At 73.9% G+C, this 13,074-nt stretch carries 12 protein-coding genes; 7 read left to right on the top strand and 5 right to left on the bottom strand.

The window, feature by feature from the left end; all coding sequences use genetic code 11:
- Positions 1 to 294 (top strand): methionine adenosyltransferase domain-containing protein (locus ACIBK8_RS15835; RefSeq protein WP_399042376.1); only part of this gene is annotated, 294 nt, incomplete at its 5' end.
- 103 nt (positions 295 to 397) lie between these two features.
- Positions 398 to 2,533, top strand: coding sequence for a primosomal protein N' (locus tag ACIBK8_RS15830; RefSeq protein WP_399042375.1), 2,136 nt, complete (start codon positions 398 to 400; stop codon positions 2,531 to 2,533).
- Positions 2,534 to 2,618: 85 nt separating this feature from the next.
- Here ACIBK8_RS15830 and ACIBK8_RS15825 read toward each other — a convergent pair whose 3' ends face one another.
- The gene (locus ACIBK8_RS15825; RefSeq protein WP_399042374.1) at positions 2,619 to 3,161 is read right to left on the bottom strand and encodes a hypothetical protein; all 543 of its coding nucleotides are present in this window, start codon (positions 3,159 to 3,161) and stop codon (positions 2,619 to 2,621) included.
- Between the two features lie 312 nt (positions 3,162 to 3,473).
- Between ACIBK8_RS15825 and fmt the strand changes: the two genes are divergently transcribed.
- On the top strand, positions 3,474 to 4,412 hold the full coding sequence (fmt, locus tag ACIBK8_RS15820) for a methionyl-tRNA formyltransferase (RefSeq protein WP_399042373.1): 939 nt from the start codon (positions 3,474 to 3,476) through the stop codon (positions 4,410 to 4,412).
- A 130-nt stretch (positions 4,413 to 4,542) separates the two neighbouring features.
- Positions 4,543 to 5,976: an RsmB/NOP family class I SAM-dependent RNA methyltransferase gene (locus ACIBK8_RS15815; RefSeq protein ID WP_399042372.1), complete on the top strand. Its 1,434-nt coding sequence runs from the start codon at positions 4,543 to 4,545 to the stop codon at positions 5,974 to 5,976.
- Positions 5,977 to 6,076: 100 nt separating this feature from the next.
- Here ACIBK8_RS15815 and ACIBK8_RS15810 read toward each other — a convergent pair whose 3' ends face one another.
- Positions 6,077 to 7,567: an alpha/beta hydrolase gene (locus ACIBK8_RS15810; protein ID WP_399042371.1), complete on the bottom strand. Its 1,491-nt coding sequence runs from the start codon at positions 7,565 to 7,567 to the stop codon at positions 6,077 to 6,079.
- Positions 7,568 to 7,655: 88 nt separating this feature from the next.
- The gene (locus tag ACIBK8_RS15805) at positions 7,656 to 8,135 is read right to left on the bottom strand and encodes a hypothetical protein (RefSeq protein ID WP_399042370.1); all 480 of its coding nucleotides are present in this window, start codon (positions 8,133 to 8,135) and stop codon (positions 7,656 to 7,658) included.
- 108 nt (positions 8,136 to 8,243) lie between these two features.
- Between ACIBK8_RS15805 and ACIBK8_RS15800 the strand changes: the two genes are divergently transcribed.
- The 3 genes from ACIBK8_RS15800 (at position 8,244) to ACIBK8_RS15790 (ending at position 11,269) form a co-directional block, all read left to right on the top strand.
- Positions 8,244 to 9,506, top strand: coding sequence for a sensor histidine kinase (locus ACIBK8_RS15800; protein ID WP_399042369.1), 1,263 nt, complete (start codon positions 8,244 to 8,246; stop codon positions 9,504 to 9,506).
- Positions 9,503 to 10,108, top strand: a complete 606-nt coding sequence (locus ACIBK8_RS15795) for a response regulator (protein WP_399042368.1) — start codon at positions 9,503 to 9,505, stop codon at positions 10,106 to 10,108. The genes ACIBK8_RS15800 and ACIBK8_RS15795 overlap by 4 nt, the downstream gene beginning before the upstream one ends.
- 192 nt (positions 10,109 to 10,300) lie before the next feature.
- A complete protein-coding gene (locus ACIBK8_RS15790) occupies positions 10,301 to 11,269 on the top strand; it encodes a DUF4331 family protein (RefSeq protein WP_399042367.1) in 969 nt (322 codons plus the stop codon).
- 262 nt (positions 11,270 to 11,531) lie between these two features.
- Here the strand turns inward: ACIBK8_RS15790 and ACIBK8_RS15785 are convergent, their stop codons facing one another.
- Both ACIBK8_RS15785 and ACIBK8_RS15780 read right to left on the bottom strand, forming a co-directional pair.
- Entirely contained in the window at positions 11,532 to 11,741 is a 210-nt protein-coding gene (locus ACIBK8_RS15785) for a cold-shock protein (RefSeq protein ID WP_399042390.1), read from the bottom strand.
- 437 nt (positions 11,742 to 12,178) lie between these two features.
- Positions 12,179 to 12,766 (bottom strand): hypothetical protein, encoded by a 588-nt coding sequence (locus ACIBK8_RS15780; RefSeq protein WP_399042366.1) that lies wholly within the window; start codon positions 12,764 to 12,766, stop codon positions 12,179 to 12,181.
- Between the last annotated feature and the right edge of the window lie 308 nt (positions 12,767 to 13,074).

Here is a 13,074-nt window from a genome sequence, read left to right as displayed (position 1 = left end):
GCGGGTCTCGCGGCGCGTTGTGAGGTGCAGGTGGCGTATGCGATCGGCAAGGCGGAGCCGGTGGGTCTGTTCGTGGAGACCTTCGGTACCGCCACCGTCGACACCGACAAGATCGAGCAGGCCATCGGCCAGGTCTTCGACCTCCGCCCCGCCGCGATCATCCGCGACCTGAACCTGCTCCGCCCGATCTACGCGCAGACCGCGGCTTACGGGCACTTCGGCCGTGAGCTGGACGACTTCCCCTGGGAGCGCACCGACCGCGTGGACGAGCTGCGTAAGGCGGCGGGTCTGTAATCCCGCTGCCACCCGGCACCGCATGACGAACGGCCTCGGACCTGATGGTCCGGGGCCGTTCGTCATGCGCCGCTGTCAGTGGCGTCTGCTAAGACTGGATGCTGTGAGCAGGGAGAACGGGTGTCCGGGGGCGGAAGCGGGTGCGGGTGAGCAGTTGGCCCTCATCCGGGAGAGCGTGCGGGAGACCAAGGCGTCGCGGGCCAAGCCGCGGACGTGGCGGGGGGCCGAGCTGGCGGCGGAGCTGCCGGTGGCGCGGGTTCTGGTGGACAAGGGCCTGGTGCACCTCGACCGGTACTTCGACTACGCGGTGCCCGCCGCCATGGATGCCGAGGCGCAGCCCGGGGTGCGGGTGCGGGTGCGGTTCGGCGCGGGGGAGAAGGGGGGCAGGCGCGAGGGCGGCAGGCTGGTCAGCGGGTTCATCGTGGAGCGCGCGGCGGAGAGCGATTTCCGGGGGGTGCTGGCGCCGCTCGCGCAGGTGCTGTCGTCCGAGCGGGTGCTGACGCCCGAGCTGCTGGCCCTGTGCCGGGCCGTCGCCGACCGCTACGCCGGCACGCTCGCCGACGTCGTGCAGCTCGCGGTGCCGCCGCGCAGGGCGCGCGCCGAGGCGAAGGCGTCACCTGCTCCCTTGCCGGTCAACGAGCCACCGGATGCCGGGAGTTGGGAGCGGTACGGTGCGGGGCCCGGGTTTCTGGAGGCGCTGGCGCGGGGGGACGCGCCGCGGGCGGTGTGGACGGCACTGCCGGGGCCGACCTGGCCGCAGGAGCTGGCCCGTGCGGTGGCGGCGGCGCTGGCGTCGGGGCGTGGCGCGCTGGTGGTGGTGCCGGACGGGCGGGCCGCGGCGCGGGTGGACGAGGCGCTCGGCGAGCTGATCGGGGCGGGGCGGCACGTACTGCTGACCGCGGACGCCGGGCCCGAGGAGCGCTACCGGCGGTGGCTCGCGGTGAGCCGTGGCGCGGTGCGCGCCGTGATCGGGACGCGGGCGGCGATGTTCGCGCCGGTCGCCGACCTGGGTCTGGTCGCGCTGTGGGACGACGGGGACGCCAGCCACAGCGATCCGCACGCTCCGCAGCCGCACGCCAGGGAGGTGCTGATCCAGCGCGCGGTGGGGGAGCGCGCCGGGTTCCTGCTCGGCGGGCTGAGCTGCACCGTCGAGGCGGCTCAGCTGGTCGAGACGGGCTGGGCGCGCCCGCTGGCCGCCGAGCGCGAGCGGGTGCGGGCCGCCGCCCCCCGGGTGCGGACGGTCGGGGACGGCGACGAGGCGCGGGACGCGGCGGCCCGCGCGGCGCGGCTGCCGACCATGGCGTGGCAGGTGGTGCGCGAAGGACTCAAGCAGGGGCCGGTGCTCGTTCAGGTGCCCCGGCGTGGCTACGCCCCCCGGCTGGCCTGCGAACGCTGCCGGGCACCGGCCCGCTGCCGGGCCTGCGCGGGGCCGCTGGAGTCGCAGGATGCCGGTGAGTTGGCGTGCGCCTGGTGCGGTCGTCAGGAGCCGGACTGGCACTGCGGGGAGTGCGGCGGCGCCCGGCTGCGCGCCCAGATCGTGGGCGCCCGGCGGACGGCGGAGGAGCTGGGCCGGGCGTTCCCCGCGGTCCCGGTGCGGACGTCGGGCCGCGATCACATCCTGGCGACGGTGCCCGACGCTCCCGCCCTGGTCGTGAGCACGCCGGGCGCCGAACCCGTGGCCGAAGGTCCCGGGTACGCCGCCGCGCTGCTGCTGGACGGCTGGGCGCTGCTGGGCCGACCGGATCTGCGGGCCGGGGAGGAGGCGCTGCGCCGCTGGCTGGCCGCCGCGTCCCTGGTGCGCGGCCAGGAGGCGGGCGGCGCGGTCGCGGTGATCGCGGAGCCGACGCTGCGGCCGGTGCAGGCCCTGGTGCGCTGGGATCCCGTCGGGCACGCGGTCCGTGAGCTGGCCGAGCGGGCCGAGCTGGGCTTTCCGCCGGTCTCCCGGATGGCGGCGGTCGCCGGCCGTTCCGAGGACGTCGTGGAGCTGCTGCGGGCCGCCGAACTCCCGCCGGGGGCCGAGGTGTTGGGGCCGGTGCCGCTGCCGGTCGCGGATCCCGGCCGACCGCGGCGGCCCGGCGATCCGCCACCGGGCGAGTCGTGGGAGCGGGCGCTGGTGCGGGTCAGACCGGGCCAGGGCGCGGCGCTGGCGGCGTCCCTGAAGGCCGCCCGCGCGGCGCGCCTGGTCAAACGGGAGGGGGAGGCGGTGCGGGTGCGGATCGATCCGCCCGATCTCGGGTGAGATGACGCCGCGGCGGGTGGCCGGGAACCCGATGGCGGGGGAGAGGGCCCGGCGCTCTCGGCGTGGGCCCGGCCCCGGCGGCGCGTCAGCCGTTGCGCGGGCCGGGGAAGGCGCCGGGCCGGGTCTCGTCCCGGGCGCCGGGCGAGGACTGCGTGGGCATCGTGCGGGCGGCGGGGACGGACGGCTTGCCGGGCAGGCCGGCGACGGTCACCGGGCGGGCCGCGGGCGCTTCGGGCGAGCGGGAAGCCGGTTCCCCGCCGTCGGCCGCGGGCTGGGCGCCGGCCCGGCGGCCACCGTAACGGCGGTGCACCGCCTGCTTGGTGACGCCGAGCGCCGAGCCCACGGCGTCCCAGGAGAAGCCGAGCGAGCGGTCGAAGTCGACGGCGGCGGTGACGAGTGTTTCGACGCTGTCCCGCAGCTCCTGGGCGAGGCGCACGGTGGGGGCGGGCGCGCGCCCGTAGACGACGAAGCCCGCGGAGGGGCCGGTGCGGCGCGGCCGGTAGACGTTGCCGAGCTGCGCGGTCAGGGTGCGCAACGCGTCCACCTGCCGGCGTACCCGCTCGATGTCGCGCACCAGGAGATGCAGGCTGGCGCGCGCCTGGGCGTCGTGGGTTGCGTGGTCGGCCATGGGCAAGCCTCTCGAACCGGCGTGGAAAAGGAAGGATGAAGACGACTGGGCCGTCCGGGCGGCCCGGTGGTGGGTCAATGCTGTTTGACCAACGCGGCAGCAGCGGATCGGGTCACGGTGTGGGGGCGTACGAGCTTGTGCGCGGGGCGCGGCCGGGTGCGTACGCCCCCGCGTGGAAACCGTCCGCGACCTGCGGCCCAGGCGCTCCGCCCGACCGTCTGCATGCCAGGCGTCGCAAGCCGGGCAGGACTTTGCGGGCACGTCCTAGACTGATGCGTCGTTCCGCAGCGTGTGAGAGGTAGTGCGCCACCCATGAGGCTCGTCTTCGCCGGTACCCCCGAGGTCGCCGTACCCGCCCTGGATGCTCTGATCGCCTCGGACCAGCACGAGGTTGTCGCCGTCGTGACCCGGCCCGACGCGCCGGCCGGCCGCGGCCGGCGGCTGGTCGCGAGCCCGGTCGCCGAGCGCGCCGAAGAGGCGGGCATCGAGGTGCTCAAGCCCGTGAAGCCGGGGGACGAGGACTTCCTCGCCCGGCTGCGTGAGATCGCCCCCGACTGCTGTCCGGTCGTCGCCTACGGCGCGCTGCTGCCGAAGGCCGCCCTCGGCGTCCCCGAGAAGGGCTGGGTCAACCTGCACTTCTCGCTGCTGCCCGCCTGGCGCGGCGCGGCGCCGGTGCAGCACGCGGTGCTCGCGGGCGACGAGGTGACCGGCGCCTCGACCTTCCAGATCGAGCCGGGCCTGGACTCCGGTCCTGTCTACGGCGTCCTGACGGAAGAGGTGCGCCCGACGGACACCAGCGGCGACCTGCTGACGCGGCTGGCGTTCGCCGGCGCGGGACTGCTCGTCGCGACGATGGACGGCATCCAGGACGGCACCCTGCACGCCGTCCCGCAGCCGTCGGAAGGCATCTCCCTCGCGCCCAAGATCGAGGTCGAGGACGCGAAGGCGGACTGGTCGGCGCCCGCCCTGCGGGTGGACCGCCTGGTGCGCGGCTGCGCCCCGGCCCCCGGTGCCTGGACGGTGTTCCGCGGCGAGCGTCTGAAGCTGATGTCCGTGGCGTCCGCAGGTCCCGACGCCGATCTGCACCTCGCGCCCGGCGAGATCGCCGCCACGAAGAAGGCCGTGTACGTCGGCACCGGCAGCCATGCCGTGCAGCTCCTCTGGGTCCAGCCGCAGGGCAAGAAGCCGATGCAGGGCGCCGATTGGGCGCGCGGGGTCCGTATCGAGGCCGGGGAGCTGATGGGCGAGTAGCGGGCCGTCCGGGCGGGGCGGCGCGACGGGCGGGTGACCAGCCGTCCGTCCCCGTCCCCGCGCGGGATCGCGAACCGCTCCGCGTAGGCTGGTCACAGACCTCTCTTCTCGTATCCGGAGCACCTTTTCTGTGAGCCAGCAGCCGCGCCGTCGCCCCAGCAAGCCCTACCGCCGCCCGCAGAAGGACCCGGTCAGGATCCTCGCGTTCGAGGCGCTGCGGGCCGTCGACGAGCGGGACGCCTACGCCAACCTCGTCCTGCCGCCGCTGCTGCGCAAGGCGCGCGAGAGCGCCGACTTCGACAGCAGGGACGCCGCGCTGGCGACGGAACTGGTCTACGGAACGCTGCGCCGCCAGGGCACCTACGACGCGATCATCGCGCAGTGCGTGGACCGTCCGCTGCGCGAGGTCGACCCGCCGGTGCTCGACGTGCTGACGCTCGGCGCGCACCAGCTCCTCGGCACCCGGATCCCGACGCACGCGGCGGTCAGCGCGAGCGTGGAGCTGGCCAGGGTCGTCCTGGGCGACGGCCGGGCGAAGTTCGTCAACGCCGTGCTGCGCAAGATCGCCGCCAACGACTTCGACGGCTGGCTGGAGCGGGTCGCGCCGGACTACGACGAGGACCCCGAGGACCATCTCGGCCTCGTGCACGCCCATCCGCGCTGGATCGTCTCGGCCCTGTGGGACGCGCTCGGCGGCGGCCGGGCGGGCATCGAGGACCTGCTGGAGGCGGACAACGAGCGGCCCGAGGTGACGCTGGTGGCGCGCCCCGGCCGGTCCACCGCGCAGGAGCTGCTGGACGCCGTCGGCGAGGACAGCGCTCTGCCGGGGCGCTGGTCGCCGTACGCGGTACGGCTCGCCGAGGGCGGTGAGCCGGGCGCGCTGGACGCGGTCCGTGAGGGGCGCGCCGGCGTGCAGGACGAGGGCAGCCAGCTGGTCGCCGTCGCGCTGGCCAACGCGCCCGTCGAGGGCAGCGACCGTGCCTGGCTGGACGGCTGCGCGGGCCCCGGAGGCAAGGCGGCGCTGCTGGCCGCGCTGGCGGCGGAGCGCGGCGCGGCCCTGCTCGCGTCCGAGAAGCAGCCGCACCGTGCCCGTCTGGTCGCCCGCGCGCTGGAGGGCAACCCCGGTCCCTACGCGGTGATCGCCGCCGACGGCACCCGGCCCGCGTGGCGCCCCGGCTCCTTCGACCGGGTGCTGGTGGACGTGCCGTGCACCGGTCTCGGCGCGCTCCGCAGGCGGCCCGAGGCGCGCTGGCGGCGCCGGCCCGACGACCTGGAAGGCTTCGCGCCGCTCCAGCGCGAACTGCTCCGCCAGGCGCTGGCGGCGGTGCGGGTCGGCGGCGTCGTCGGCTACGCGACCTGCTCCCCGCATCCGGCCGAGACCCGTGCCGTCGTGGACGACGTGCTCAAGGGGCACGGCGGAGCCCCCGTCGAGGTCGAGTGGATCGACGCCCGCCCTCTGATGCCCGGCGTCCCGGCGCTCGGCGAAGGACCGGACGTCCAGCTGTGGCCGCATCTGCACGGTACGGACGCGATGTACCTGGCACTGCTGCGCCGGACGGGCTGAGGGGCGCACACACCGCCCCTGACGCCGGGACCGACCAGGCGCTGCCCGGCCATGTGCGCTCCTTGCCAGGTCCTACGACTCGTCAGGTCCTACGACCGGCTCACGGGGCGGCGTGCTGTGCGGGACAGTACGTGTCGTGCGCGGGCCGCTTCCCGGTGGCCAGGTAGTCGGTCACGGCGTCGTTCCCGCAGGCGTTCGGGCCCGTCAGGTAGGCCACGTGCCCGCCCTGGTCGACGGTGACCATCCGGGCGCGCTCGCCCAGGGCCCGGCGCGTCCGCAGCGCCCCGGGCAGCGGGGTCGCCGGATCGCGGAGGTTCTGCACCATGAGCACGTCGGAAGGGCCCCGATCGGTGATCTTCACCTTTGGCTCCGCCGGGGCCGGCCAGAAGGCGCACGGCCTGACGTTGGCCGCGAACGCGCCGTACATCGGGTAGCGGGCACGGTCGGCTGCGACGTTGTGCTGATACGTCGTCAGGGCCGTCGGCCAGCGGGAGTCGCCGCAGATCACCCCGAGGTAGGCGGCGGGGTAGTTGTCGCTGTACGCGCCGCCGCCGACGTCGCCGGAACCCGGGGGCGGCTGGTTCGTGTCCAGGGCGTGCCAGATGGCGGCGAGGCCGGCGAGGTCGCTGTCCGCGCGCATCATCGCCGCGGTGACGACGCGGAAGGTCGTGCCGTCGTACCCGTGTACGGGCTTGTTGCCGAGACGCGCGGCGAGTTGGAAGTACTTCTCGCGTACCGCGGCCGGTGTGCTGCCCAGGTGGTACTGCCGGGACGCGGACGCGGCGAACTTCGCGAAGTCGGGGAAGCGGTTCTCGAAGCCCGCGCCCTGGCTGCGCAGCGCTTCGGCATCGTAGCCATCGGGCGGCAGGCTGCTGTCGAGCACGATGCGGTCGCCTCGGTGGGGGAAGAGGGTGGTGTACACCGCGCCGAGGTAGGTGCCGTAGGACTCGCCGTAGTACGAGATCTTCGGCACGCCCAGTGCTGCCCGGATCCGGTCCATGTCCCGCGCGGTGTTCGCGGTGGTGAGGTACGGCAGCAGGTCCGCGGTTTTCGACGTGGTGCACTGTGTGGCGAGCCTTTTCGCGGCAGCGGCCTGCGCCGCCACGTCGGCGGCGTTGCCCGGGGTGGGCGGGTTGGCCGCCACCTCACCCTGAGCACGAGTGAAGCCGCAGGTCACAGGGGCGCTGTGGCCGACGCCTCGCGGATCGAACCCGATCACGTCATAGCGGTCGCGCACCTTCTCGGGCAGCTTCATCAACGCGGGAACGGGGAGTCCGGGCAGGCCGGGGCCCCCGGGGTTGAGCAGGAGTACGCCGCGCCTCTCGGCCGGCTTCGTGCTCGCCAGACGGGACACCTCGACATCGATCGTCCGCCCGTCGGGGCGGCGGTAGTCCAGCGGCACCGCGAGCCTCGCGCACCGCAGTGCCGCCTCCGCCGGACCGGGGCACGCGCCCCACCGCAGCGGCGACCGGGATGGCGCGCCCGCCTGCGACCGGGACGGCATGTCTGCCGTGGTCATCTGCGCTATGCCCGCGGTCACCGCCGCCGCGCCCACCGTGACGGCGAGCGCCGCGAGCCAGGTCCTGCGCATGGTTGTTCTCCTCACTTCGGGACTTCGAGACTTCGGGACTTCGGGACTTCGAGAGGGCAGTGGGTGTCGGCGCGCTCGGGCCGGAGCGTCAGCCGCCCGCGAGGGAGGCCGGCCGGACGGCTGCCGCTGCCCGCTTGCGGCGCCTGCGCAGCAGCACGACGACGAGCGCGAAGACCTGGAGCACGAGTTCCAGGCCGGGCAGGTCGGCGGTCACCTCGGAGTGGACGTGTCCGGTGCGGCGGATCGTGCCGACGGGCTCATCGTCGTCGCCGATCATGGTGTGCTCCCGGTCCGCCGCCGCGGTCTGCCGGAACGGGATGACTTGCCCGGAGCACGTCATGTTCCAGCTGCGGCGCACCCGGTCCGTGGTCGCGACGGCGGTCCCGTCGGAGTCGAGCAGTTCGTGGTCACCACTGAAGCGGTGCGTGCGGACGACGTAGTCGACCCCGCGCAGTGTGAACCGCGCGCCGATGTGGCCTCTGCGCAACGAGAACGTCGTCAGCGCCCGGCCGTCCTCGGTCAACTCGTATTCCTGGGCCGGCAGTTGGATCCTCTTCGCGTGCAACATGCCCTCATCGCAGCATCGGCCCGCCGGCCGGACCCATGTCATTTGTCATGCACGACCGGTGACAATCCGAACAGGGGCGCCGACCACGGGTGGGCCATGCTTGCCTGCATGACCCTGCATCACCCCCCGGACCACCGCTTGGGCGTCCCGCGGCAGCCCGGCCCTGACATGACCGACGTGGGTGCACGCGATCCGGACGAGTTCTCCGTCGACCAGTGGCCGGACTGGAGTTTCTGGAAGGACCAGCCGGACAGCCCCCGGGCAGGCGGCCGGGGCCGCGTGACGGTCACCACGGCCACGGCGCTGGCCTCCCTCGCCTTGATCGCACGGGCCGAGGACATCGCGCACGGCTCCCGACCTCCCCTGCTCACCTCGCTTGCGATCGGCCTCGTCGCCTGCTACGGCATCGGCTGCGTCCTGGCGCCCTGGTACGGGCCGGTGACGCTGCGCCGGGGACGCATCGCCATCGTGGCCGTGATGTTCCTGCTCGGCGCGGCACCGGCGGTGCTTCTCGCGTCGCCGTCCCACCTGACCGATCTGACCTATGCCCTCTCGATCGGACTCATGCTGCTGCCGCTGCGCCATGCGCTGCTGCTCGGCCTCGTCACGGTGCTGGGGCAGATCGCCTGGATGCGCCTCGCCCAGGGCGAGGTGGCCTGGGCGCAAGTGGCCATCCTCGTCGGCGTGACCGCGGCACTCGGCACCGTCTTCGCGCTCAACTTCACGATCGGTCACCTGCGGGCCGCGCGCGAGCAGGTCAAGCGGCTGGCCGTGCACCAGGAACGGGAACGGGTCGCCCGGGACATGCACGACATCCTCGGCCACACCCTCTCCACGATGACCGTCAAACTCGGGCTGACGCGCCGCATCCTGGAGTCCTCCGCAGACGTGGCCGTCGCCGTCGGCCAGGTCACCGAGCTGGAGAACATGGCGCGCACGGCGCTGTCCGACGTGCGGGCCACCGTCTCGGACTACCGCACCCTGTCGCTGGACAGCGAGCTCGCCGGCGCCCGCATGGCGCTGCGCGCCGCCGGCATACGGGCCGATCTGCCCGCCGCGACCGGCACCGTGCGCGCCGAGCTGCGCGAGGTCTTCGGCTACGTCGTGCGCGAGGCGGTCACCAACGTGCTGCGGCACTCCGACGCCGAACTGTGCACCGTCCGCATCGGGCCCGACCGGGTCGAGGTCACCGACAACGGCAGTCCCACCGGCCGGGCGAGCGCCGGGAACGGTCTCACCGGCCTCACCGAACGGCTGGCCGCCGTGTCGGGCACCCTCGAACACGGGCCTGCCCCCGGCGGCGGGTTCCGCGTCGTCGCCCGCGGACCGGCGATCCCCCTCACACCTCAGCAGGAAGCCGAACCGACATGATCCGTGTCCTGCTGGCAGACGACCAGGCACTCGTACGCGGCGCTCTTGCGGCCGTGCTCCGGCTGGAGCCCGACATCGACGTGGTCGCCGAGATCGGCACCGGCACCGAGGTGCTGGCCGCCGCGCAGCGGACCGCGCCCGACATCGCGCTGCTCGACGTACAGATGCCCGGCCGGGACGGCCTGACCGTCGCCGCCGATCTCCAGCGGGCGCTGCCCGGCTGCCGCACCATCATCTGCACGACCTTCAGCCGGCCCGGCTATCTCTCGCGGGCGATGTCCGCGGGCGCGGCCGGATACGTCGTGAAGGACTCCCCGCCCGAACAACTGGTTGACGCGATCCGCCGCGTCCACGCCGGCCTGCGCTTCGTGGACCCGGCCCTCGCCGCGGAAGCGCTGGCCGGCGGCGCGAGCCCGCTGACCGGCCGCGAGGCGGACGTGCTGCGCGCCGCCGCCGATGGCGGCACCGTGGCCGACATCGCCAAGGCGCTCCGGCTGTCCCAGGGCACCGTGCGCAACCACCTGTCGTCGGCGATCGGCAAGACGCAGGCCCGCACCCGCGCCGAGGCGGCCCGGCTCGCGGAGGCCAACGGCTGGCTGTGATCGCCGCCGGCCGCCACCGGGACAGGGCCTCAGCAGGGTTCAGGGAACTCGCGGGATACCGCATGACCAGCAGGGTGACGCGGCATCACGGGCGCACCCACATGGCCGAGACCGCTGGGCACGAGGGTTGAAAATGAGCTCGCCCGTCGTTGCGTCGGTGGTGGCGGGCGGTTCGGGGCGGACTCTGGGGCCATGTCTCATCATCTCAGTGGCCCGAACCTCCGCTCCCCGCTGGGGGATGCCCGGCTGGATATGACGGACCTGTTCGCGTTCACGGTGCCGGGCGACCGCACCGTGCTCATCCTGAACGCCAACCCCATCGCCCCCACCGGCGGCGCCGCGTACCACCCGGACGCCGTCTACCGGATCAACGTCGACACCGACGGCGACAACCAGGCCGACATCGCCTTCAGTTTCGTCTTCTCCGAGCCGCAGAACGGCAAGCAGACGGTGACCGCGTACCGTGCGACCGGGCAGCAGGCCCGCTCGCACGAGGCCGCCGGCGAGAAGATCTTCACCGACGAGCCCGTGTCTTTCGGGTCCGAGCCCGAGGTGGCCGCGTCCGGCCGGTACCGGTTCTTCGCCGGACTGCGCAGCGACCCGTTCTTCGCGGACCTCGACGGCATCGTCAAGGAATTCCAGTGGACCGGTGTGGACTGGGGCGCCGACAAGAACATCTTCGGTATCGCGCTGGAAATGCCGACCGCGGAGCTCAGCCCCGACCCGGCCATCGGCGTCTGGGCCCGGGTGAGCGTCCGGCAGAACGGGCAGCTCAAGTCCGTCGACCGCGGCGCCCACCCCTCGGTGACCGCCTACTTCAACGAGGAAGACGCGAAGGACGCGTACAACGAGGGCGAACCCGCCGACGACTGGAACACCTACCTCCGGCCCTGGACCGCGGTCCTCGCGCACACCGGCGGCTACGACGCCAAGGCGGCCGAAGAGACGCTGCGCACCATCCTGCCGGACGTCCTGCGCTACGACCGGTCCCAGCCCGCCGCCTACCCCAACGGCCGCACCCTCACCGACGATGTCGAGACGGCACGGATCGACATGGTCTCCGGAGGCAAGGTCCCCAACGCGGGCATCCCGCCGCACACCGACCTGCTGCCGGACTTCCCGTACCTGGGCCATCCCCACCCCGCCCGGAACGGCGGCTGAACGACCCGATCCTCGTGCCCCCGTGCCCCCGTGCCCGGCAAGAGGTACGGGGGCACGGCCGGTTCGTCCACCATCGCGATCAGCGCCTCGTCGGGGCGGACGATCAGACCGGCCCACGGGCCGTCACCGTCCCGGCTGCCGCAGAGCGGTGCACACGCACAAGGGGCAGCCTCTCCGCCTCCCTCGTCCTGGGATGCGCACTCGTCTGCCGGCGACGCCTGACATCACTGCGAGAGGAGTTCCCAGGGTCGTGAGGCGTCTTTCACGGGAGGGGGACGACATTGACAGCGATGGGGCCTTTGGGGCCCTGCTCGACCTGGTACTCGACCCGTTGGCCTTCTTCCAGGGTCCGGTATCCCACGCCCACGATCGCCGAGTAGTGGACGAAGACGTCCTGACTGCCGTCATCCGGTGCGATGAACCCGTACCCCTTGTCAGCGTTGAACCACTTGACCGTGCCGAAGTTGACCAGGGCGCGCAGATTCTGCGACGGGCCGGCGGCCGGCTGTCCGGTGGCGGCCTGGGCAGGCAAAGAGGCGCCCGCCACGGTGCAGAGTGCGAGGGCAGGCGTGCAGAGCAGGGCAGCGGACCACCGCGCCCGGCCGCGCCGGGGTGAACGAGTCGTCCGTGTCTTCTCGGTGCCGATTCCGCTGTTGCCTGCGCGGGACTTGCTGTGCATGGGGAACCTCTTTCGATGGGTGCCTGGGCGGGCCGGGTGCAGCTGCTGCTTCTTTTGAGGCACGGGGAGCGTGGTCGCGTCTCGGGGTGGTTGAGGTTGCCCGGGGCCCCGCTGTTCCGCCGCGGCCGACGTGTTCCTGGACTCGCTCGGGAATCCGAGCCGCGTCGGCTGGAGACAGCAGCGGCTTCCATGCTTCGGGCTCCGCTCCCGGAACGGAGCCCGAAACGATGTCACCAGGTGATCAGCGCATAGCCGGGTCCTGCGTTCCTGCCGGCCGTTCCGGGGGTGCCGGCGGAGCCCCCGGAGCCGTCGTCGCCTCCTCCGATGCTGCCGGCCCCGTCACCGCCGTCACCGCCGCTGCCGCCGCTGCCGCCGTCACCGCCCCGCCCGCCGACCCCGGTCCCGCCGGGCGGGGTCACCGCGCCGCCGGGCGCGGAGCCTCCGGCACCTCCCGCACCCCCCGCCCCGCCCCGGCCACCGGCCTCACCCGGACCGGGAGTGGAGCCGCGCCTGCCCTCGCCGCCGGTGACACCCGCACCGCCTGCGCCGCCGCCCTGCCCGGCGGATCCGAGCCTGCCGGACAGGATGGTCTCGTTGGTGCCGTCGCAGAAGCCCGGGGCGCGGCGGGTGTCCGCGGCGCCCCCGGCGGACGCCCCGCCCGATGTGCCGCCCGAACCACCGGGATTCGTGACCCCGGTCCCGCCGCCGTCACCTCCGCTGCCGGCGCCTCCGGCCGGGCCCGCCCCCGCCGGGGTGCCCTCGGCGCCCCCGCCGCGCGCCAGCGCCCCCTCAAAAGTGCGCTGCTCTGTTACCTCCACAGTGGTGCCGTTCTGGGGTCCGTACCCGGCCCGGCTTCCCCCGCTTCCGGAGGACCCTGACCTGCCGTCGGCAAGCACAGATCCGCCGTTACCGCGGCTGCCCCCGGCCCCGCCGCCTCCCGGACGCGACACGGTGGAGGACGTGAAGAAGTCAACCTCCAGCTCATCACCGGGGACGACAGGAAGCGTGCAGGCGACATAGGCGCCACTGCCGCCTCCACCACCGCCCCCGCCACCGCTGCCCCCGGCCCCGCCACCGCCGCCACCACCGCCCAGCGTGTCGGGGATCCCGAGGTTCGACCCGCCGC

Source organism: Streptomyces sp. NPDC050161, assembly GCF_044460025.1.
Lineage (GTDB): Bacteria > Actinomycetota > Actinomycetes > Streptomycetales > Streptomycetaceae > Streptomyces.
The sequence above is the reverse complement of the archived record's forward strand: the minus strand, read 5'-3'. Positions and strand labels throughout refer to the sequence as shown.